Consider the following 22660-nt stretch of genomic DNA (forward strand, 5'->3'; position numbering starts at 1 on the left):
TCGTGAAAGCATGAATACTCTTAAATCTGTTTATCCTCCAAAGCTTGATAATTGCAATAACCAAGTTATCCTCAATTACTTTGAGAATGCTTGGCAACTGGAAGATATTCTGATGAAAAGTCTGGTTGGAGAAGATACATTCTATCTCAATCCCGATCCTCTGAGAAATCCTCTGATTTTTTATCTGGGACATTCGGCTGTTTTTTACATCAATAAATTAATTCGCGTTGGTTTGTTAAAAAAACACCTCAATCCTGACTATGAAATTATCTTTGAAATTGGGGTTGATCCTGAAATACCACAGGAGTTAATAAGAGCGATCGCTCATCTTGAATGGCCCCAAGTTGCAGAGGTTTGGCAATATCGAGAACAAGCCTATGAAATGATTGCAGAACTGATTAAGAAAACACCCATCACGAATCCTATCCATCCAAATCATCCTCTTTGGGCTTTAATGATGGGGATAGAACACCAGCGTATTCACATTGAAACCTCTTCGGTGTTAATTCGCCAATTGTCTGTAGAGAGAGTCAAACGTCCCCAAAACTGGAAATATGCCCCTTTTAATGGTTACACTCCTCAGAATGAAATGATAGAGGTTGCTGGTGGAGTCGTGAAAATAGGCAAAGCCTATGATGATCCAACCTACGGATGGGATATTGAGTATGGCGATCGCACTGTTGAAGTTGCACCTTTTTTAGCCAGTAAATATCTAATTACCAACGCCGAATTTATCTACTTTGTTAAGTCAGGTGGCTACGAAAATCAAGATTATTGGGATGAAGAATCTTGGAATTGGAAAACTCAATACAATATTCAACATCCCAAATTTTGGCTACATGAAAATGGTAGCTATAAATATCGAGCCATGTTTGATGAAATGGACTTACCTTTAGATTGGCCTGTGGAAGTCAATCACTATGAAGCAATGGCTTACTGTCATTGGAAAGGCAATCAGACTCGTTTAATGAGTGAAGCAGAGTACCATTTAGCTACTTACGGTAATACTTTGTTAGAAGATGATGTAGATAATTACAATCTTAATTTAAAATTTGGCTCACCGAATCCAGTCGGGATGTTAGAAACAGCAAAAAGTTACTCTGGACTGTACGATTTGCGGGGCAATGTTTGGGAATGGTTGAGTGATAATTTAAACCCACTTTCCGGATATAAACCTCATTATCTTTATGAAGATAATTCTGCTATATTTTTCGATACAAAACATCACATGATGTTAGGAGGATGTTGGATAACTAACGGCACAGAAGCTTTGAAATATTACCGCAACTGGTTCCGTCCCAATTTCTATCAACACGCAGGTTTTAGGATTGTTCAAGGCATTTAGAAATCCAAAAATATCGTAAGTTTAGACATGAGACTTCTTGCAAAAGTGAGATGTTACAAGATTTTGTTAAGAGTTAAGAGTTTCCAACTTCTGCAAGAGGTCTCATATAAAGTGCATCTATGGCACTTTACGGGCAAGCTATCATGGAGAATTGGTATAAGTCTTTAAATTGCACGAGAGAACTTTTTCTCTTGTTTGATTGTGTGCATATCAAAGATGACAGCAATGTTTCGTATGAGTAGTCTACCGATTTCTGTGACACTAATGTGGTTTCTTGATAGCCTAACCAATCCATCTGCTTCTAAACTCTTCAAAACTTCTAATTCCTGAGAGAAATAATCGTCAAAAACGATATGGTACTTGTCTTCAATATCTTGCTTATACAGTTGAAAATGGCACATGATGCTCATGATCACATCGCGTCTGAGAATATCATCCCAAGTAAGTTTGATACCTTTACTAATAGGTAGAATATCTGTGTCAATTGCCTGATAGTAATCCTTTAATTGCTTGTGATTTTGGGCGTAGGTATCTTCTAGCATACTGATGGATGTGGCACCAAAACCAAAGAGTTCTGCTTGTCCTTGAGTTGTGTAGCCTTGGAAGTTGCGTTTGAGAGTGCGATCGCCCTGTGCAATTGCTAATTCATCATTAGATTTGGCAAAATGATCCATCCCAATAAATAGATATTGGTGATTCGTCAACTCCTCAACTGTCATCTTCAAAATTTCTAACTTTTCCTGCGCTGGCGGTAGTGCTTCTACTGGTATGTTTTTTTGGACTGCTTTCAGCCAAGGGACATAAGCAAAGTTAAAAACAGCAATCCTGTCTGGGTTTAATTCAATTGTTTTTTTCAGCGTCTGTTGAAATGTCTGGACGGTCTGATATGGTAGACCATAGATGAGGTCTACATTCACGCTGTCAAACTTCGCTTCTTTAATTGCGCTCATCACATCAAACAGCATTTCCTCCGGCTGGACGCGATTGACTGCAACTTGCACTTGACGATTAAAATCTTGGATACCAAAACTAATACGGTTAAACCCAATTTCTTTCAAAAAGAAAATGTAGTTTTTATCGATATAGCGGGGATTAATCTCAATAGAAATTTCTGCTGTCTGGCTCAGGCTGAAGTTTTTCTTGATATTTTTCCATAAAAATTCTACTTGTTCAAGGCTTAAATAATTAGGGGTTCCGCCACCCCAGTGAATCTGATCGACTTTTCTATCTCGGTCAATGAAGCTGGCTGTTTTTTCGATGTCACGCACTAGATACTCCACGTATGGTTGAGCAATATTCTTGTTGTTTGAAATGACTACGTTACAACCGCAAAAGTAACAAGCACTTTGGCAAAAGGGTATGTGGAAATACAAAGAAAGGGGAGTTTTTCTTTGATTTGAGGTGGCGATCGCCGCTTGAAAGTCGCTTGGGGTGAATGCTTCTGTTAATTGTGTTGCTGGTGGATAGCTAGTGTATCTGGGTACAGGAGCATCGTACTTTTTGATGATATCGAAATCAAATTTTACACCAGGAATTTGATAAACCATTGAGGTAGCTTCCAATAAGATGAGCGTATAGAATAGCGTCAGATTCTCATAGATAAATCATCTAATATACGCGTTCAAAAATCCGTTATTCATGCACCTTGATCAAGGCAGTCATATCTATAAATTTAGATTTGATTGTTTTTTCCAAAAAAATAGTTTAGGGTTATTTATCACTCCATATAAACACAGATAGACGCAGAGAAATTATCTGTGTCTATCTGTGGTTTTATTTTCAAAACATTGACTTTTGCATCAGGTCTAATTTCTAGGCTGTACTGAGTTCGGTACTACCAGTGTTATTAGTATTACTTAAGGTATTGAACATGGTTTGACCAATTGCTTGGATTAGGGTTTGTTCTAACTCCTGAACCATTTGCATATTGAGTCCAAACGCGTTGTTTGCTTCTGCAACAATCTTGTCGGCGGTTGCATCGTCTATTGGCAGTTCATCTAACGTTTGACGATACTTGTCCTTAAATGCTTTCTTGTCTGGAATTTGGTCAAAATTGTAGAAAGATGTGCCTTCATATCCGGAAAGCTTCAAGACTGACTGAGCAACTTTTTGCAACATTTGACCACCAGACAAGTCACCCATGTAGCGAGTATAGGCATGACCTATTAATAACGCAGGTTCCTTGGCAGAGAGTTCATGAATGCGGCTGATGTGAGTCTGAGCAGCTTTTGAAGGTGTTATTTTTTTTCTCCAGTCTTGTCCATAATAAAATTCTAAGTCTTTTTCCAAATGAGCTTTGCGATTGAGTTCTTTAAAGTACACACCATTGATTAAAGAATTGTCTTTGTGACGTTCTAATGCTGCTTCTAGTGCGGTATAGATGTAATACAAGTTACCTAAAAATTTTGCAAAGCAGTCTCTATCGACAACTCCTTTAACAAAACATTTCATAAATCCCACATTTTCAATTGCTGCATGAGCCTGCTGTGTTCCGCAGCGAAGTTTTTGGGCTAGATTGCTACTCATCGTTAAAATTGTTCTCGTCCAAATAAAATACGTACCCAAACAAGGGTTTGATTTATTGAAGTTTCGGATTTTCGCAGAATTCCCAGTGTAAGGCTTTAACTGTTTACTGAGATCTTGCACCATCATTTTCGTCCGCCAAGAAATAAATTTCTTGGCTCAAAGTTCAAGTCCGTTAAAACGGACTCTTGTTAGTCTTTTAGTCCGTTTTAACGGACTTAAGCTATTAGCCTTGAACTTGAGTTCAAGGTGTGCTCACGTAGAGGTGCAACATCTGAGTTCACTGTTCACTGATTATAAAAGTAGTTCACAGTTAACAAAAGAAGTAGGGACAGATAGCTATCTTGGGCTTAGAGCAGAACTGAAGGAGACACTATCACGCTCGCTTGTTGGTCCAAACCATATTGATGACTACTTTAACCATTAAACTATCAAATCGTTGTGTAACTAGGAAACCGTTTAAATTTATTTAGATTTTCCGATTTATAAATCATTTTTTAAATTATTTTACTTTTGATAGATTTCAAGAAAAATTTATGCTTATATAGCTTTAAAAAGATAAATCGATTGAACGATTCTCATGGCTAAGTCTCTTCAAACTCCTGCGCCTGAGTTGCAAAAGCCAGGTGTGAAAGCGCCTGTGCAGGAAACATTGTTAACGCCCCGGTTTTACACGACTGACTTTGACGCTGTAGCACAGTTGGACATTTCAGCGGATGAAGCGCAGTTGAGAGCTATTGTGGATGAACTGCGGGCTGATTATAACCGCCATCACTTCGTGCGTGATTCTGAGTTTCAGCAGAGTTGGGATATGATTGATGGGGAAACACGCCGTGCTTTTATTGATTTTTTAGAACGCTCTTGCACTTCAGAGTTTTCTGGGTTTCTTCTGTTTAAAGAGTTATCGCGCAAACTGAAACAGCGAAATCCTCTTTTGGCGGAAGCTTTTAATTTTATGGCGCGGGATGAAGCACGCCATGCGGGATTTCTCAATAAAGCAATGGCGGATTTTAATCTCTCACTGGATTTGGGCTATCTGACAAAGAATCGTACCTACACCTTTTTTCCACCAGAGTGGATTATCTACGCAGTTTACCTGTCTGAGAAAATTGGCTACTGGCGCTACATCATTATGTTCCGTCACCTAGAGAAACATCCAGAGTTGAAATTCTATCCCTTGTTTGGCTATTTCGAGAGTTGGTGTCAGGATGAGAATCGACATGGAGATTTCTTTAAGGCGCTGTTGCGATCGCAACCCCAACTCTGGAACAACTGGAAAGCGCGTTTGTGGGTGCGGTTTTTCCTGCTGTCTGTGTTCGCGACTCATACTTTAACAGTGCTGGAGAGGGCGTCATTTTATCACTCTATTGGCATCAATGCATACCAATACAATATCCAAGTGATTGAAAAGACGAATGAAACCGCTGCACGGGCATTTCCTGTGATACTGAATACAGATCATCCAGAGTTTTTCCGGCGGCTGGAAGAGTGTTCGGATATTAATCTCAAGCTGACAACGATTAACATCAGCAATAGTCCAAAGATTGTCAAGTTCTTTCAAAAGTTACCCTTGATACTTTCAATCATCGGGCATTTGTTACGGCTTTACTTTATCAAGCCTATTGATGCTGAAGTATCTCGCCAAGCAGTTTGCTGAACTTTGTAGAAACATAAAGATGTGCTATTCGCCTACACTCAGTCCTAACTGAGATCTTGCACCATTTTCAATAACCGTAGGGTGGGCACTGCCCACAACGTAAAAATAAGGTTTTGAGCGAACTCTAGGCAGTGCCCAACGCCAGATGCCTACGGAGGGAAACCCTCCTGCAGCACTGGCTCCCTTACAAAAATTGCAATAACACAACTGGTGCAAGATATGAGCTAAAGGACTGAGTGTAGATCATTCACTTGTTTGCTGCACCATTCGCTTTGTACTTGCTTATATAAAATAGCCGTATAATACCCAGCCTTTGGAAGTAAGCGATTATATCATGTCCGGATGAACACTTATAAAAACCAAGAACCTCACCCCCATCCCCTCTCCGGAGCTCGGAGAGGGGTGCCCGATAGCGTAGCGTGCCGTTAGGCATAGGGCGGGGTGAGGTTTTTTTATTGTAAGTAATTAACCGAACTTGGTATTACTCACACCTGCGAAAGATGAACCTTTGCTTCACAAAGCTTAATACATAAGGAGAGGATACGGAATGAAAAATCATGCAGTTAAAGCCAATTAATCAGCAGGTTGTCGCCATCGTTGGGGCTTCCAGTGGTATAGGAAGAGAAACAGCGTTGAAGTTTGCCAAACGTGGTGCAAAGGTTATGGTTGCTGCACGCAGCGAATCAGGATTACAGTCTTTGGTAGAAGAAATCCAACGCTTTGGTGGTGAAGCAACATATGTGATTGCAGATGTCAGTGAGTTTGAACAAGTTAAGGCGATCGCCGACAAAACCGTCGCACAATACGGAAGACTAGATACTTGGGTTCATCTTGCTGCTACAGGTGTGCTTTCTCCTTTCGAGAAAATCACCCCAGAGGAGTTTCAACGCGTCGTTGATGTCAACTTGATGGGACAGGTGTACGGTGCAATGGTAGCATTGCCCCATCTGAAAAAAGAGGGACGCGGGGCGTTAATTCATATTTCCTCGATGCAGGGTAGGCGCAGTCTCCCACTGCAAAGTCCCTACTGCGCTGCTAAGCACGGTTTGGAAGGTTTTTTAGAAACGCTGCGCGTTGAGTTGCAACACGAAAAATTGCCCATCAGTGTCACGTCAATACTACCTGCGACAATTAACACACCTTACTATAACAAGGTTCGCACTAAGCTAGGAGTGAAACCTACGGGGATACCGCCATATTACCAGCCTAGTGTTGTTGCAGATGCCATTCTTTATACCGCCGAACACCCCACTCGTGATTTTATTGTTGGGGATGTTGGCAGGATACTAGATGTGTTGCAGCGTATTTCACCACAACTTGTCGATTCCATATTGGCGGTTATCGGCATTCCGGGACAACACACCAACGAACCAAAGTCAGAAGAAGGACCAAACAATCTTTTTACACCCACTATCTCAGAATACGACCGAGTTGAAGGAGACTATAGCCATCTGGCAATACCAACTTTATCGGATTGGTTGGAGATGAATCCACCACTGAAGTGGGGTGCGGTTGCTGTTGCTGGATTGGCTATTGCTGCGTTACTCGGTGTGTGGCGTCTAGGCAGTGATGTTTAATTTACACGGGATCAAATTACAGCAGTCGCCAGGTAGATTAGGACACAAACTAATGAGAAAACACGCTCCCCAAGAGACTTGAAAGTCTGTTCCCGTTCCCTGTTCCCTGTTCCCTGTTCCCTATTCCCTGTTCCCTGCTATAGATTCAACTTTAGAATGATGTCGTTTCCTAGCTGCTGTCTTCACGATGGAAATGATAATGCAGCACATGAGGTCTTTCTATGTTTTTACCCCCTGGGTTTGGTGAGAAATATGTGATGACCACGCTAGGAAGAATGGTGTACTATACTGCTGTTGGAAAACCGTGGTCTGATACAAATGTTGAGCAATCAAGCGAGAAAACATTAGTTTTCCTACACGCGTTTGGTGGTGGTTCTTCTGCTTACGAGTGGTCTAAAGTTTATCCAGCTTTTGCTGCGGATTATCGAATCGTCGCGCCGGATTTGATTGGGTGGGGACGCTCTGACCATCCGGCTCGAAGTTATAGTGTTAATGACTACATTCAAACTATTATTGAGTTCATAGAGAGGACTTGCAATGGTCCGATTAGTGCGATCGCCTCTTCACTCACTGCTGCTTTCACGATTCGCGCTGCGATTCTTCGCCCCGATTTATTCAAATCTTTAATTTTGACCACACCAGCAGGTTTGGCTGAATTTGGACAAGATTACAGCAAGAGTTTATCTGCTCAAATTGTCAACATCCCAGTTGTAGATCGATTGCTTTACATGACTGGGGTTTCTAGCAGTTTTGGCATTCGCAGCTTTTTGGAAGAACGTCAATTTGCTCGTCCAGAACGAGTTTATCCTGAAATTGTCGAAGCATATTTGCAATCTGCTCAACAGTTTAATGGAGAGTATGCTGCTCTTGCTTTCGTACGTGGTGATTTATCTTTTGATTTATCTCAATATATAACTCAATTGACCATTCCTACTGCCATGATTTGGGGGCAAAAGTCAGAATTTACAGGACCAGAAATAGGTCGCCGACTTGCAGACATGAACCCTCAGGCAGTCCGCATCTTTTATAACTTAGAGGATGTAGGCTTAACCCCCCAATTGGAACTTCCTGCTGTCACGATTGGGCTAATTAGGAAATTTTTACCTTTACTTGAGTCATCTGTTTGAACAGCTTTTCCTTTTTTGTAATATCATTTACACTTGCGTCGGAGTGATTCAAGATTTTACCCTTATGCTTGCCCACGATTTTCGTACAACCTCACCCCGGTATTGATTCCATTACCGCCTTGGGGTTGGTTAACTCGGTGTACTTTTGCAATGTACTTTCAATGGGGCAGTTACCATCTCAAATCACCAAACGCCAGATACCTACGGAGGGAAACCCTCCTTCAGTACTGGCTCCCCTGTACGCATAACGGTTTTGCTCCGTAGAGCCTTCCCTTTCGGGAGTGAAGTTAGCCTCGACCTGTTATAAGAGCTTGTTGGGCTTGCAACACTGTTCCAGTGACCTTAGAACTGTTTAATCACAAGCGACAGAGCGGGGAACTGGCTACGCATTCCGAGGTGTCGTGACTCAAATAACGTTTACCCTTCGACTACGCTCAGGGTGGTCTGGTCAGCACAACTTGCTAGATTTCTCTTGCAAGCTCAGTCCCTTTAGGGCTGGGTTGCTGACTGTAATGAAGAAAAAGCTTACCCAGTTAAATTACGCGCCCTAATAACTAAGTTTAAAATTGTTGCCATAATTAGGATAAGCCATAATAAGATTATTTTTTTTGCTTCTTCGCGCCCTCCCCCCTTAGGCGCAGGGCTTGGTTGTAATCTTCTAATGCGCCTTTTTTGTCTCCCAAGTCACTACGGACAAGCCCTCGGCCGTAGTAGGCGTCAGGATCGTTAGGATTAAGGCGCAGGGCTTGGTTGTAATCTTCTAATGCGCCTTTTTTGTCTCCCAAGTTACTACGGACAAGCGCTCGGTTGTAGTAGGCGTCAGCAGTGTTAGGATTGAGGCGCAGCGCTTGGTTGTAATCGTCTAATGCGCCTTTTTTGTCTCCCAAGTCATCACGGGCATTCCCTCGGTTGTAGTAGGCGTTAGTATAGTTAGGATTGAGGCGCAGCGCTTGGTTGTAATCGTCTAATGCGCCTTTGTTGTCTCCCAAGTTTCTACGGGCAGTCCCTCGGTTGTAGTAGGCAGTAGCATCGTTAGGATCTAGGCGCAGCGCTTGGTTTAAATCGTCTATTGCGCCTTTTTTGTCTCCCAAGTCATCACGGACAAACGCTCGGGCAAAGTAGTTAATAGCATAGTTAGGATTTAGTTTCACAGCTTGGTCAAAAGAGTTTAATGCTCCTTTCTTGTTTCCGTCCGCAGCCTCAATAAACGCTTGTGAGTAGTATTTAGCTATAGCAGAGTTAGTTTCTGCTTGTTTATACTGATACCAAGTTGTCCCCCCCAATGTCGTGATAATCGTCAATGCTGCCGCTGAGACACCAGCAATTCCCCTTTGCTTACGGGCTTTCTCTTCTCGAAGCTGGCGATCGCGTACTTCAATACTAAGTTGAATAAAATCTTGCTCTGATAAACTTAGCTCTTCGCGACGTTGCTTCAATTTTTCTTCTGCTTCTGACAGCGGCACACCACGCAACAATACTCCTTCATCTCGTTTTGTCTCTTCCCACTGATGTATGATATCCCTTAACCGCTCTTGCCAAGCTCGAAACAAACGGTCTTTTTTCATCCACTCGCGCAGCGTTTGCCATTCGCGGATTAGGGCTTCATGGACAACCTCCACTGTATCTTCCCCAGATTTCTCATCATGTCCGGTGACAACCAAACGGGCTGTGTATCCTGCTAAATCACTCACCAATCCCCAATTCTCATCTCCTACTTCTTTGCGGGTGGCGATGCGACGAGTATCCTCAGTTCCTTCCCCTGGGCGCACCAATTGCACAAAGATGCGCTGTGCAGCTTTTTGTTTTGTTTCACTCAATTTTTGGTAAACTTGCTCGGCATGATTTGCTAGCGCTTTTTTCACACCCCCGATCTCTTGGTATGCTTGATGAGTGAGTGTGCGGTTTTGCTGTAGGGCTGTTTTTTAACTGCTTCTACCAAACCGTTGACAAATGTTTCCCTTCCAAAAAAGAATGCTGCATCTTCTTCTCCAAATGCTGCTAATCCTTGATAGGGATTAGGTGGAATAATGTCTATTTCTGGTTGGCTGGGGATGATACTAATTTGCTCTTTTTTAAATAGAACTGGAGTTTGCTGCTCTAAATATTTTATTAAGATCGAGCAACCTAATTCATAAGCAAACTCCACCTGTTGTCCTGCTGCTAGAGCATCATAAAATGCCACAGAAAATGCTATTGCTGCTTTATCCCCAACCGCTTGGTTCATGCCAATCACATAATTGACGTGTTGGCTAATCGCTTTTGCTTGCACCTCACTATAGCAGGCATTGAGAAGTACACACTCCACTCCCTTTGTGGCAAATAGCTTGAACATACTCCCCAGCGCATCTGCACAGATTAATGCTGGCTGTCCCGTCTCATCGTCTAAAACAATACCATCTTGCCCAGCACCATGCCCACTGAAGTGAACAATCTGGGGCTGACAATCTAACATGGCTCGGTAGAAGTCACGCGAGCGAACTGCCCATTTTTGCTCTAACTTGAATTCCTCTCGTTTGTTAGCGCGTCGTAATCCTTCATCAATTTCCCGTACCTCTTCGTCCAGTCGTAGGCTTGAGGTACTTGTCGGATTTGCTGCCAAAATTAAAATAGTTTTGACATCGGGATTGTTACCATAGGACAGTTGCTCAGAAACCATATAATATTAGTATTAATTTATATAAAAAGTAAAAAAGATGCTCAAAGATACTACAGGATAAACACTTCTTTATAGGCGAAACCGAAATTAACTTATGCAGTGTCTAACAGTTTTCTATTTACTTGTTACCACACAATTTCTGTTCTAAATTCCGCAATAAAAGTAAAAAACTTATAGCTTAAAATGATTGAGTCACGTTGCGTTACACCTTTGAGCCATTTGTTGTAATGGGGGGCGAGAAGTATTAATTTCTCGTGGTGGTTGTGAGCAGCGTCACCACATAAGTGTGTTTTAATCAGATCTTGTACCAGTATCAACAACGAGGCAGAGCCTCGATATCTTGTTCCCAGGCTGCAGCCCAGGAACGAGGGTTGGGAGGCTCTGCCTCCCGATTATTGAGAAATGTAGAGAATTCAATTGCGACTGCGATTGTGTTGAGTGGATTGGGCTGGCTTTAACAAAAGCATTGCGTAAACTAATTGTTATTTTTTACACATAATTTTATGATGATGCAACGTTTTTTCTGGAGCTTTTTACTTTTAACAGATGTCATATTTCTGACATCTTTATCCAGTGCAAAAGCAGTATCTAACAGTAGTCTCACCGTCACCATTAACGGCTTGAAAAACCAGCGTGGGCAAGTTTGTCTGAGCCTGTTTTCTGGTGGGCGAGGATTTCCCAGCAGTAGCGATCGCGCAGTGGCTGCCCGTTGCGTCAAACTAGAAAACGCTGCGCTGACAGTTAAATTTGAAAACTTAAAAGCAGGAAATTATGCGATCGCCGCCTATCATGATGCCAACAACGACGGCATCCTCAATCGCAATCCATTGGGTATCCCCACTGAAGAGTTTGGCTTTTCTCAAAACCCCAAAATTCTCACAGGTCCGCCCAAATTTGGCGATTGTGCGGTTCTAGTTGCCGGTCCACAGACCAATATTCAAATTCAATTGCTGAACTTTTTAAGCTGAAGTCTACGAGTCAAGTCACCGTTTGGGTTAACTCGAGGTGACTTGGGAATTAACGTATAGCAATCCTAAATCATTTTTAAAAATTAATCCATGAGTATTATCGAATTGCTAGAAGAACTGCGAGCGATCGCACAACTTGGATTAAACTATTCAAAAGACATTTATGATCGCGATCGCTACGAACGACTTCTCACTCTTGCCTCGGCACAATATTCAGCACTGTCTTCCCTCCCTAGTTCAGAAGTAGAAAAGCGATTTCGCGCAGAATTGGGCTACATTACGCCGAAAATAGGAGTATCAGCTGCAATATTAAACGATCAGGGTGAGTTGTTGTTGGTTCAGCGAACTGACGATAGTACGTGGTGCTTGCCGTGTGGTTGGGCTGAAGTTCGAGAAACGCCGCAGCAGTCGATGAAGCGCGAGGTGCAGGAAGAAACTGGTTTGCTTGTGGAAGTTGGTTCGTTGATTCGTCTTGGTTGCCGTATGCCTGGAGATTTTGGACAGCCCCACACCACTTACCATCTCCAGTTTTATTGCACAGTTGTTGGTGGAACGTTGCAAGAGTCCCATGAAACAACGAATGTTGGGTATTATGATATATCCTCTATCAATAAATGGCATGCCGATCATCAGATTGACGCTGAAGCAGCACACCAGTATTGGGGACTTTTAAAAAAATAAATGACATCGTTTCTGGTTTTTTGCTCACTCAGAGGCTACCGGATTTGATATAACTTCCTTCAATACCTCATTCATTGGATAATCTGGATTATCAAACGCGAGCGATACTTCACATCTAGTTAACGGAAAAGGTTCCAAAAGCTTGCCATTTTCATGACTTTCCAAACGCCACCAAAGAGTTTGTACAGCTATCTCTTTACCATCGACAAACTCAAAAGTGATTTCACCAATATTATTTAATCCGACAACTTCTTTGCCTTTTGCTTTCTTACCTATATAATGATGATGGTTTCTTGCCATTGCGAGGTATTGTTCCAAAGGCTGCTTGCGGTCTTGTCCTGGTAGAGGTGCTTTTACAGAATATAATTTCTGAGAATTGTAGTTTTTTGGTTGATTAATTTCTTCTGCTTTCGCTGATAAAAAATCAATCCGGTACCACCATTCAGGTTGTTTGGTGATTTGTAAGACTCTAAACCAATCGCGTTCTAGCCCTAAATTCACTTTAGCAGGACTACATTTGACTCTCCAAGGAAGATGTTGAACGGTTTGATCGACAAGAGTATAAAAACCACCAATTTCTAGAAAATTTCCTCCTTTATTTTCCCATCCTAAAAATTCTACTGTTGGGAAATATTTTAGAATCTTAAAAGGAACAAAACCTTTTGTATGCAATGAGTGGCTTCCACCGAACCCCTTGACTTCATTCTTAAGCGAACTACTCGTAAATTGGGCAACAACAAGTTCAGTCTTGACATTTTTTGAACTTTGGAAAGGACGTATTGCCGAGTATTGCAAGCGAGCTGCAAAACTATAATGAACATCACCAGATAAGATAATGACACGACTTTGGTGTGCAGGTAATGCTCGTAGTGCGAGTCTGGAAAACAACCTTTCAAATGCTGTTTCTTCTAAACCCCAAGCTTCAGGATCAAAACCCCAAGCCGCAGCACCCAACTTCTCTGCAATCGTTTTAGCTGTCTTTTGTAAGGTTTCTAAAAACGGTAAGCCAATAACTGGGCTAGGCGCTACCACCAAAGTCACTCGTGTATTTTGTGGGCGAACAACTTTTGAGATTTGTTCATCGCAACCTTCAGCACTTAAAAGTCCGGGAAAATCAAAGTCCTTCCCTGGAAATTCTCGCCATGTGCGCGTATCCAGAACTAAAACTTCATATTCTGGAGTCGTTACAGTATAGTGCCATTTTAAAGAACCTTCTTGATGGATGCCTCGCCTTGGCTGACTTGTTTTAATATCTGCAAAGGATGGCAAACCAACACGCAAAGCAATTTCTTGTTCGTGCTGTGGGTTTGTGCTAAAGGAAGCTGACCATGCTTCGGTGGCTTTGAGTAGTGCTTCTCCTGGCTTTCCTTGTTCAAATTGTTCTGGTGTATTTCCCCAAGCTTGGCAGATAGCACAAGCAAGTAAACCATTTTGGAGTACGCGCCGACCGAGAGGTTTATTAAGAGTGCGATCGCACCACGCAATATTTAAAAACCAGTCATCTGTAATTTCATGGTCATCAAATATCATGTATGTGGGAACATTTGCTAAAGCACGCCTAATATCTTTAATTGTTACTTGAAAATCTTGTAAATCGGCAACGTCTTCTGTAAACGAAGTTCGACTTACTTCAGATTTTTGTACATTCGGATGAACATCTTCAAATGTTGGGAAATCTTCCGGTTTCGTCCACAGGACATCACTCCAAACAAATAAATACATTGCCAAAAATTCACCCAAGGTGAATAAATGACTTTTGGCAGTATTGGAAACTCTATTAAGTTTGCTAAAACTTGCCGTCAACCCAGCAGTATGTGTTGCTAAATTATTACGCTTTCCTGGATTCAACTCTTGATAATTTTGCACATCTGGTAATATTTCTGTCCATCCCAAAAGTGTCTGGCTAGCATCTATTAACATGAAAAGTAAAGCATCAGCCACATCATCCACATAAATTTGGTCACCTGTGAGGAAGAGTTGATGCGGTCGTTTTTTTGAATCTTGTTCTAATGCTTCCCTAATCATTTTGTCCACTGACGCAAGTGCATCAAGACTTTCACCGTGAGGCTTGCGACAAGAACCGTGAATAATTCGCACATCATTTAAACGACTTGGCACAAGTGCAAAACTTGGCAAGTCATATGGGGGATATATAATATCTTGTATTGATCCTTCTGGAGTTAAGACACCGGGCTGATTCAGCGTTTCCCCATGACCAAAGTATAAATCGTAAAGATAATTTTCCCCGTGTAAGAGATTTGATGAAGTTTTAGCTGTGACAGCAACTATGTGCACAGAAGTACCACATTTTATCGTTTTTTGACTACCACTAAAAAGTCTTTTTTTCTTCGTATCGAATATTTCTAGAGTAACATTACGGCTTTCTTTCAAAGCCACCCATACAGTTACAGCATTGGGTTCAGTGCGTCGTAGAATTGGTCCAGCGAGAACAAGTGGCAGTTTGTTAATCCGTTCTCTTAGAGGTGTCCATATCATGGATTTTCTGCCATCAACACTACACTTTGAGCATATTTGTTCTCCAAAATTTGTCACTTTTAGAGAAACAACATTCTACAATTGTAAGACCCCGCGACGAAATAGTTCTACAATAATCTGCCAGCGTCCCTCTATTTCTTCAACTACATTATAACGCTTCTAAGTATTAGATGCTTTTTGTGAATAAGGCACAGCAATACTCTGCCTAACCATGTGGTTTATGGTTTTGAAAGCGCTGTCAAGCTAAAATCCCCGTCTGCTTGATATCACAAAGCTACAACACTAACGTACTGCTTGCTCCAATTTCTCCCAGGTTTTAGGACCAGCAATCCCATCGATAGACAGTCCATAATATTTTTGGAACAGCTTAACAGCCGTTTGTGTATTATATCCAAAATATCCGTCAACATTCAGAGGCGGAGGATTTCCAGAGTTTCGTTTACGATCAACTCGATTCAGCAAGTTTTGCAAATGTCTTACTGGTTCACCTGTACTACCTTGTCGCAGTTGAGGATGAGCTTGAGTAGACATAATTCTCCTTTGTTGAGGTTCACTCAGGTAGCTTTAAAGGAGAAAGTCATTTCCTTCCCCCCTGCAAAAGTAATAGTTGGTAGCAAAGTCAACTTATGCAGTTTTCACCAAAAAATCCAGTTTCTCGTCCTGACTCTCCATTCCAAGATAGTCTCACTGATCATTACCCGAGAACATTTAATTTTAGGAAAATCATCTCAAAGCTAAAACCCCCGTCTGCTTGGGATAACAAACAGACGGGGGTAATAACTTCTAAATCCGACGTAAAGCTAAGACACTAACTTGCTGCTTCGGTCAATTTCGCCCAGGTTTTAGAACCAACAACTCCATCAATAGTTAATCCATAAAATTTTTGGAAGTTCTTAACAGCAGTCTCAGTATTATCTCCAAATTCTCCGTCCTCTTTTAGAGGAGGAGGATTTCCAAAGTTTTTTTTGCGATCAGCCTGATTCAGCAACTTTTGCAGACGGGTGACTTCTGGACCTTGGCTGCCTTTTTTGAGAATAGGTTGAGCTTGAGTAGACATAATTCTCCTGGATTAAAATTGGGTAGAGTTATTTTGAAGGTGAAGGTTCTTTCCTTCCCCTCTGCCAAAATAGAATCACCCTTGTGACTTCGTCAATCCCCTATTCTCAATTCCTATGACTCCCCCCTCCATCCTTGCCCTTATTGATCGCGCCTACACTGAAAACTGGGAAGCGCTTGACCTAATGGGGAAGAAACTCACGGAAGTCCCGCCAGAGATTGGGCGGTTGACTCAGTTGGAATATCTTGACCTCTCTTTTAACCCCATCGCAGTGATTCCAGAGGCGATCACACAACTCACCAATCTCACCACGCTTCGCATCAATAGCTGCGATATCTCCGTTGTGCCGGACGCGATCGCCCGACTGACCAATCTCACGACGCTTCACCTCCAGGACAACCAGATCAGAGTGATTCCAGAGGCGATCAGACAACTTACTAATCTCACGACGCTTGACCTCTGCGAGAACCAAATCAGAGTGATTCCAGAGGCGATCGGACAACTTACTAATCTCACGATGCTTGAACTCTTTGCCAACCAAATCACCACTGTGCCGGACGCGATCACACAACTTACTAATCTCACAACGCTTCGCCTCGATGGCAACCAAATCACAATTGTGCCGGCTGCGATCGCACAACTCATTAATCTGGCATGGATTTCCCTCGCTGGCAACAAAATCGCCGTTGTGCCGGACGCGATCGCACAACTCACTAATCTCACAAGGCTTGACCTCGATTATAACCAAATCGCCGTTGTGCCGGATGTGATCACACAACTCACTAATCTCACGACACTTGACCTCGATTATAACCAAATCGCCGTTGTGCCGGACGCGATCGCACAACTCACTAATCTCACAAGGCTTAACCTCGGTGGCAACGAAATCACAATTGTGCCGGCTGCGATCGCACAACTCACTAATCTCACATGGCTTGTCCTAAAAAATAACCCCATTCAAAATCTGTCGCCTGAAATTGTTCGTAAAGGCTGGGGTAAGTATGATTGGCAAGACGGTGAACCGCAGGTAATTTTCGCCTATCTTACAAAATGTTGAATGATTTGAATCCTATTGACCTACCAATGCTGAAACACGCAGTTGGCTTCATGCCTATCTCTGAGCGTGATTGTAGTTCACAAAGTAAAACTTTGGACTCATACGAAGTTGCCAAAGATAATATTGTTACATTTCGTTATATTGAACACAACCAGGAAAATCCGACTTCTCCTAAATAATACTATCTATAGCAACTTCGTATCATGCATAAAGAATTTGGTCTATCAATCTGATTTTCCATTCCAAGTACCAACGCCACAACAACCTACCGTTTCTCCAATTTAGCAACTCGGCCTTCTAGTGCATTGACTTGCTGCTTGAGTTCTATCACCAGAGTTGCTAGTCTATCAAACATCTTCTCTCGTTCTTGCGGCGACACAGTTCTTCCAGAACGTGGAGATGGTGTAATCGTTGCGCTACCAGAAGGCGAGGATCGCCCACTTTGATTTAACTGCGCCTCAATGCGATTAACCCGCGACACCAAACGATTAAAATCCGCTTCTAGGTTATAGAAGCGAGATTCTATTTGCTGAGATAAGGCAGTGTTTGAAAAGACTGTGCCCCAAAGTAGAATAGGCAAAAATAGGGCTAATGCCATCAGCCCAATACGTTTCATGACTTTGCTACCCCTTGTAAAACTTATCCAAAGTTGCTTACATGAACTACCTCACACACTCTACCCTCAGTTTGGTAGCAGTTGAGAAAATAACCTTTGCCAATCAATATAACTAGCAGTATTTTCTCCCTGTTTCACCTCAAATGTGACGTTAGACGCTTTCGTTTGTTGTAGGGCTTCTACACAAAGTTTAGCCACATCCTCGCGGCTGATTTTTCCTTTGATATTGTCACCTTGCTCTAAAATAAACTCCTTACCCCCGACTTCCTCAGTCAGCGCACATGGTCTAATAATCGCGTAAGGAATTCCGCTTTCTCTTAAACTATCTTCTCCCTTCAACTTCCATGTTAAAATTCCTCCTAACTGGTCATTTAATTTGACCGCTGGCGGTTCTTCATCTAAATTGATTCCAGGACGACCAGGACGAGTCACACCCGCTGAACTAACTAAGACAAACTGTGGTAAATTTGCCCCACCATAAGCTTTCATCGATTCCACTTCCAAAGCAAAACCACCAGGAGAAAATTGAGGATTTAACTCACCATCATATTCAAACTTGCTCAACATCAGTTGAAAAGAGCAAATTTTGCTTTGATCAATTTGCGGTGAATCTTTGACAGTTTTGGCACGAAATACCGCAATCATCTGGGCAAAAGGAATGCGAACATTCATCCAGGTATTAGCTTCTGTATTAAAAGAGTAACTGTAGGCAACACCATCCCATTGCGCTTCTGTACGCATAAGGAATTTATAGCGCTTACCATCACCTTTTAAGCGCAATTCTACACCTTCGTAACCAGAGAGATTGAAGGGAGGGGCGAAATTTTTCGTTCTTACAGAAGCAAAGCCTCCTGAGTTCGCAGTTGAGACATTTCCAGCAAACAAAGCTGTTTGTTCCACCAATTGAATTTGACTTTGACTCACGCCACCCATGACAACATCATCCACCGCACCCCAAATATTTTTTAATTCTGTTGATGGTTTTGTGAAATCAAAGAATAGTTTTTCCCCCGCTTTCGGCAGATATTTGGCAGCAGCTTCTACCAAGTTTTTCACACCTTGATATTCTACGTTTTCAGGGGTGTCACCAACAATTTCTGGTTGATAAAATTTGATGCCTTGATAATACTTGGCACGTTCTGGAGTATCTCCTTCTACTGGTTGCACACGTACCGCTGTACAGGATATAACCGCTTGGATATTAGCCATAACTAGGGAATTTAAAGTTTCTGGCTTAGTAATATCTGCAACAACTAATTCAACATGATCACTAAGAACTGACCGTGCTTTGTCGATATCTCGCACGAGTGCACGTACTTTATAACCCGCATCCAGCAGTCGTTTGACCACTCGCTGACCAACTCCACCCGTTGCACCTGCTACTAATATCACACCCACTTGTTTTGCTCCATCAGGTATATTTTGGCTACTATTAAGACGACCTTGAATCAAATCCTGTACCCAGTTGACAAAAGGGACGACCTCAAAATAAGTCAGGGTTTGGATGAATCTGCCTAAATCCCATTGAGAGCGATTGTTGTTAGTCACGATTCATATCTTATGGCTTGTTCCATTGCATAATCATCATTATATAGTAGTCCTATAGACAGGTGAAAAATTACAGCAATCCTAGATAAGTCGTGAACAAAAAAACCAACCGCAAAGGACGCAAAGGACGCAAAGAAAAGAAAGAGAAGAAGAGGAGGATGTTCATATCCTATTTAGGAAGGCTGTAATAACTCATGACATTAATCATCAATATTGATATGATGAAAGCATTGGGAGTATACAGGCAAAAAATGGCAAGCACAAAAGTGATACGCCATAATTATTTGATTTGTAGCCAACAACCTTGACCTATACGCCACCAGGCTTTAACTTGCCACTAGAAACACATATTCACGAGGGTAGCAAACTATGCTCCAGTTTCAACCTCCTGGCTTTGGACAAAAAGTCGTTCATACCTCTGTGGGGTTTATGACTTACTACACCCAAACGACTGCACCTTGGTTGATTGCTGAGAGAGAAAATTTATCCCCCCTAGTTTTTCTCCATAACTTTGGTGGCGGGGCTTGTGCTTATGAATGGTCTAAAGTTTACCCTGCTTTTGCAGCTAGGTACGAGGTTATAGCGCCGGACTTAATTGGTTGGGGTGAATCTGCACATCCTGTGCGAGATTACCAAATTAACGATTATTTGACGAGTATTGCAGAGTTTATTAGACATACTTGTCGTCCACCAGTAACGGTGATTGCGTCTTCATTAACGGCTGCTTTGATGATTCGCCTCGCGATCGCTCACCCTTTTTTATTTCAAGCCCTGTTTTTGGTGTGTCCCTCTGGATTTGATGATTTTGGGCAAGGTGCAGGACGCAGACTTCCACTTGGACTAATCAACATACCACTCTTGGATGATTTCATTTATACTGTTGGCGCTCAAAATGAACTGGCGGTACGCAACTTTTTACAAAGTTTTTTGTTTGCCAAACCAGAACGAGTTTCTTCAGAAATGGTACAAGCTTTCTTAGCCTCTGCAAAACAACCTAATGCTAAGTTTGCAGCCTTGGCATTTTTACAGGGTAACGTTTACTTTGATTTGAGTTTGTACATTCAACAACTGACTATTCCTACAGTGATATTGTGGGGTGAAAAGGCACAATTTACTAGTGTTCAGCTAGGACAGCGTTTGAGGAAGTTAAATACCAATGCAATTCGTGATTTTCATACAATTCCAGATGCAGGAGTCTTACCCCATTTGGAAAGACCTGAGATTGTGATTGGTTTGTTGCAAGAGTTTCTAGATCTTCATAACATAAATTAAGTGATTTTTAACACTCTTTCTTTGCTGATCATGCCAGAAGACAAACAAACTATACATGAAGAAATTTTACTCAAACCAGGCACTTTGTGGAAACGTGTTCAAGAACAGACTGAATACGCTCTACAATGTGGGGCGTTGCTGACAATACCAACAGAATTTGAGTTCATAGAGCAAGATGGTGTTCGCTTCTTAGTGCGAGTTTTATCTAACCTGGCTCGCAAAGATGCTGTTAAGCAAAAACGACAAACACAAACTTCCTCCACTCAAGAATTTAATCCTTTTCTTCCTTACGAGGAGGATTTGTTTGTTGCAGATATTTCTCAGACACACGTATGTATCTTAAACAAATTTAACGTTGTTGACAATCACTTGCTGATCATCACTCGTGCTTTTGAGGAACAGGAAACTCTACTCACTGTGCAAGATTTTGCTGCAATGTGGGCGTGTCTAGCTGAGTTTGATGGTTTAGTCTTTTACAATGGTGGCAAAATTGCAGGTGCTAGTCAGCGACACAAGCATTTGCAACTGGTTCCACTTCCACTCATACCCAACGAGTTACAGATACCGATTGAACCTCTGTTGGCATCCGCTCAGTTTCAAGACTGTGTTGCCACCATACCACAACTTCCTTTTGTACACGCCTTTACAAGGCTAGATCCTCTTTCGGTACAGTCTCCATTCAAAGCGGCTGAAGTCACACTCTCGCAGTACCGCACCCTACTACACGCTGTCGGCTTAGAAAACAGTGGAAGACAATCTGGTGCTTACAATCTTCTGGCGACAAGGGAATGGATGTTGATTGTAGCGCGATCGCATGAATCTTTTGAGTCCATTTGTGTCAACTCATTAGGATTTGCAGGTTCGGTTTTCGTACGAAACGAGCAACAAATGCAGATTATCAAAGATATTGGACCTATGACCCTATTAGAGAAGGTCGCTGTGGCAATAAAATAGGGAGTCACAAAATAACGAACCGCAGAGGACGCAGAGGACACAGAGGAATAAGAGTTTCAGAGGTATTTTACGTAAGTCCTGGAGTAGTTAGACCGCTTTAAGTCAGAGAAATCACTCTAGCACTGCGATCGCGTTCCTATCGAAAAATGATCAGCGAATTATCAAAAGCACTAGTTCTTTATATGCGCCTAATCACACTTTCTAGGTAAGCGTCGATTCGCTGTCTAAGCAATTCAGGAGCGATAACACTGAGACCAAAGTCCTGCCATGGCTTATAAAAAGTTGGCTGCGGCAGGCTCATATCAAGTATTGAATCTATATCCCAGTAAGGGTGATAATCGAACTTAACGGAAATTGCAGTGTATGCATCTAAAAATTGATCTGCCGCTGCAAAACCAAACATCAGAGCTAGATTGGTTCTACAATGTGCCACATCAACCCCTGCTGGTCCCTGGCAGGCATTGATCCAATCCACAATGCCACTCACTGTGCCCCCATGCCACAGAACATTGGCAGGGTGGTAGTCACGATGGATGAAAACTGGCTGCTCGGCAGGTTCTGAACCAAGCAACAATTCGATGGCACGTTCCCAAACATGGGGAATCGTAGTCCACTTCGGTGGTGCCAGAGTCGCTTTTTCTACCCAACTGTGAAATAGCCACGGAAAGCTATTCGCTGTGTGCTGGTGCAGCAAAGCCAGTTGTTTAGCAAGATCGTTCAGCCATTGCTGAAAGTTTGCAGGGCAAAGCTCGACATTTCCTTCGAGATACGACATGAGTACTACTGGCGCACCGAAACCTACATCATTCGTGGAGTAAGCTACGAGCTTCGGGACTTGGAGACCCGTCTTCTGTGCTTCTTCCAGCGCAGCCGCCTCGTGATGAGCAAGGTCAGATTCCTCCGCAAGCCATTCTTGATTGTCAAGTACACGCAAAACAAACCGTTGAGGATTGAAGTCACGTGAGCAGTGAATCAGGAAAACCGAAGAAGAGGTTGAACCTTTCATCTGCACCACATCGAAATGGCAGTGAGGGATGCTGATCGATTGGGAAAGCCATTCGTGAGCATCTTTACTGTAGGTCATACGTAATTCATCTTCTATTTATCGGTCAATCCAAAGCCGTTT

General features: G+C 42.3%; 19 protein-coding genes. 9 read left to right on the forward strand and 10 right to left on the reverse strand.

What is annotated here, in order from left to right; translation table 11 throughout:
* Positions 1 to 10: 10 nt before the first annotated feature.
* Positions 11 to 1345, forward strand: a complete 1335-nt coding sequence (gene ovoA, locus DP114_RS25350; protein WP_171977431.1) for a 5-histidylcysteine sulfoxide synthase — start codon at positions 11 to 13, stop codon at positions 1343 to 1345.
* A 164-nt stretch (positions 1346 to 1509) separates the two neighbouring features.
* Here the strand turns inward: ovoA and hemN are convergent, their stop codons facing one another.
* Both hemN and DP114_RS25360 read right to left on the reverse strand, forming a co-directional pair.
* Entirely contained in the window at positions 1510 to 2892 is a 1383-nt protein-coding gene (gene hemN, locus DP114_RS25355; protein ID WP_171977432.1) for an oxygen-independent coproporphyrinogen III oxidase, read from the reverse strand.
* 265 nt (positions 2893 to 3157) lie between these two features.
* A complete protein-coding gene (locus tag DP114_RS25360) occupies positions 3158 to 3871 on the reverse strand; it encodes a biliverdin-producing heme oxygenase (protein ID WP_171977433.1) in 714 nt (237 codons plus the stop codon).
* A gap of 577 nt (positions 3872 to 4448) precedes the next feature.
* Between DP114_RS25360 and acsF the strand changes: the two genes are divergently transcribed.
* From acsF to DP114_RS25375, 3 genes are all read left to right on the forward strand, one after another.
* The gene (acsF, locus tag DP114_RS25365; protein WP_171977434.1) at positions 4449 to 5525 is read left to right on the forward strand and encodes a magnesium-protoporphyrin IX monomethyl ester (oxidative) cyclase; all 1077 of its coding nucleotides are present in this window, start codon (positions 4449 to 4451) and stop codon (positions 5523 to 5525) included.
* A 557-nt stretch (positions 5526 to 6082) separates the two neighbouring features.
* Complete coding sequence (locus DP114_RS25370) at positions 6083 to 7102, forward strand: SDR family oxidoreductase (protein ID WP_171977435.1); 1020 nt, start codon at positions 6083 to 6085, stop codon at positions 7100 to 7102.
* A 221-nt stretch (positions 7103 to 7323) separates the two neighbouring features.
* Positions 7324 to 8229, forward strand: a complete 906-nt coding sequence (locus DP114_RS25375) for an alpha/beta fold hydrolase (protein WP_169268932.1) — start codon at positions 7324 to 7326, stop codon at positions 8227 to 8229.
* Between the two features lie 599 nt (positions 8230 to 8828).
* On the opposite strand, the gene DP114_RS35335 is transcribed toward DP114_RS25375, so the two are convergent.
* Positions 8829 to 10091: a tetratricopeptide repeat protein gene (locus DP114_RS35335; protein WP_246162762.1), complete on the reverse strand. Its 1263-nt coding sequence runs from the start codon at positions 10089 to 10091 to the stop codon at positions 8829 to 8831.
* Positions 10088 to 10885: an nSTAND1 domain-containing NTPase gene (locus DP114_RS25385; protein ID WP_171977436.1), complete on the reverse strand. Its 798-nt coding sequence runs from the start codon at positions 10883 to 10885 to the stop codon at positions 10088 to 10090. The genes DP114_RS35335 and DP114_RS25385 overlap by 4 nt, the downstream gene beginning before the upstream one ends.
* 503 nt (positions 10886 to 11388) lie before the next feature.
* Here DP114_RS25385 and DP114_RS25390 point away from each other — a divergent pair.
* Positions 11389 to 11853 carry a DUF2141 domain-containing protein gene (locus DP114_RS25390; protein ID WP_318284226.1) on the forward strand — a complete coding sequence of 155 codons (465 nt, stop codon included), beginning with the start codon at positions 11389 to 11391 and terminating at the stop codon, positions 11851 to 11853.
* Positions 11854 to 11943: 90 nt separating this feature from the next.
* Positions 11944 to 12534 (forward strand): NUDIX hydrolase, encoded by a 591-nt coding sequence (locus DP114_RS25395; RefSeq protein ID WP_171977437.1) that lies wholly within the window; start codon positions 11944 to 11946, stop codon positions 12532 to 12534.
* A gap of 24 nt (positions 12535 to 12558) precedes the next feature.
* Here DP114_RS25395 and DP114_RS25400 read toward each other — a convergent pair whose 3' ends face one another.
* The 3 genes from DP114_RS25400 to DP114_RS25410 all read right to left on the reverse strand — a co-directional run bounded on the left by DP114_RS25400 (position 12559) and on the right by DP114_RS25410 (position 16087).
* Entirely contained in the window at positions 12559 to 15030 is a 2472-nt protein-coding gene (locus tag DP114_RS25400; protein WP_171977438.1) for an alkaline phosphatase D family protein, read from the reverse strand.
* A 282-nt stretch (positions 15031 to 15312) separates the two neighbouring features.
* Positions 15313 to 15561 (reverse strand): peptidoglycan-binding domain-containing protein, encoded by a 249-nt coding sequence (locus DP114_RS25405; protein WP_169267965.1) that lies wholly within the window; start codon positions 15559 to 15561, stop codon positions 15313 to 15315.
* Positions 15562 to 15838: 277 nt separating this feature from the next.
* Entirely contained in the window at positions 15839 to 16087 is a 249-nt protein-coding gene (locus DP114_RS25410) for a peptidoglycan-binding domain-containing protein (RefSeq protein ID WP_169267964.1), read from the reverse strand.
* A 115-nt stretch (positions 16088 to 16202) separates the two neighbouring features.
* Here DP114_RS25410 and DP114_RS25415 point away from each other — a divergent pair, with 115 nt between their 5' ends.
* The gene (locus tag DP114_RS25415) at positions 16203 to 17144 is read left to right on the forward strand and encodes a leucine-rich repeat domain-containing protein (protein ID WP_171977439.1); all 942 of its coding nucleotides are present in this window, start codon (positions 16203 to 16205) and stop codon (positions 17142 to 17144) included.
* 265 nt (positions 17145 to 17409) lie between these two features.
* Here the strand turns inward: DP114_RS25415 and DP114_RS25420 are convergent, their stop codons facing one another.
* Both DP114_RS25420 and DP114_RS25425 read right to left on the reverse strand, forming a co-directional pair.
* Positions 17410 to 17760 (reverse strand): hypothetical protein, encoded by a 351-nt coding sequence (locus DP114_RS25420; RefSeq protein WP_171977440.1) that lies wholly within the window; start codon positions 17758 to 17760, stop codon positions 17410 to 17412.
* Positions 17761 to 17826: 66 nt separating this feature from the next.
* The gene (locus tag DP114_RS25425; protein WP_171977441.1) at positions 17827 to 19308 is read right to left on the reverse strand and encodes a CIA30 family protein; all 1482 of its coding nucleotides are present in this window, start codon (positions 19306 to 19308) and stop codon (positions 17827 to 17829) included.
* 369 nt (positions 19309 to 19677) lie between these two features.
* Here DP114_RS25425 and DP114_RS25430 point away from each other — a divergent pair, with 369 nt between their 5' ends.
* Together DP114_RS25430 and DP114_RS25435 are read left to right on the forward strand one after the other, a co-directional pair.
* Positions 19678 to 20580 carry an alpha/beta fold hydrolase gene (locus DP114_RS25430; protein ID WP_171977442.1) on the forward strand — a complete coding sequence of 301 codons (903 nt, stop codon included), beginning with the start codon at positions 19678 to 19680 and terminating at the stop codon, positions 20578 to 20580.
* Positions 20581 to 20610: 30 nt separating this feature from the next.
* The gene (locus DP114_RS25435) at positions 20611 to 21534 is read left to right on the forward strand and encodes an ATP adenylyltransferase family protein (RefSeq protein WP_171978295.1); all 924 of its coding nucleotides are present in this window, start codon (positions 20611 to 20613) and stop codon (positions 21532 to 21534) included.
* A gap of 178 nt (positions 21535 to 21712) precedes the next feature.
* Here DP114_RS25435 and DP114_RS25440 read toward each other — a convergent pair whose 3' ends face one another.
* The gene (locus DP114_RS25440; RefSeq protein WP_171977443.1) at positions 21713 to 22618 is read right to left on the reverse strand and encodes a phosphotransferase family protein; all 906 of its coding nucleotides are present in this window, start codon (positions 22616 to 22618) and stop codon (positions 21713 to 21715) included.
* Positions 22619 to 22660 lie beyond the last annotated feature (42 nt).

The sequence above is a fragment of the Brasilonema sennae CENA114 genome (assembly GCF_006968745.1).
GTDB classification, from domain to species: Bacteria; Cyanobacteriota; Cyanobacteriia; order Cyanobacteriales; family Nostocaceae; genus Brasilonema; species Brasilonema sennae.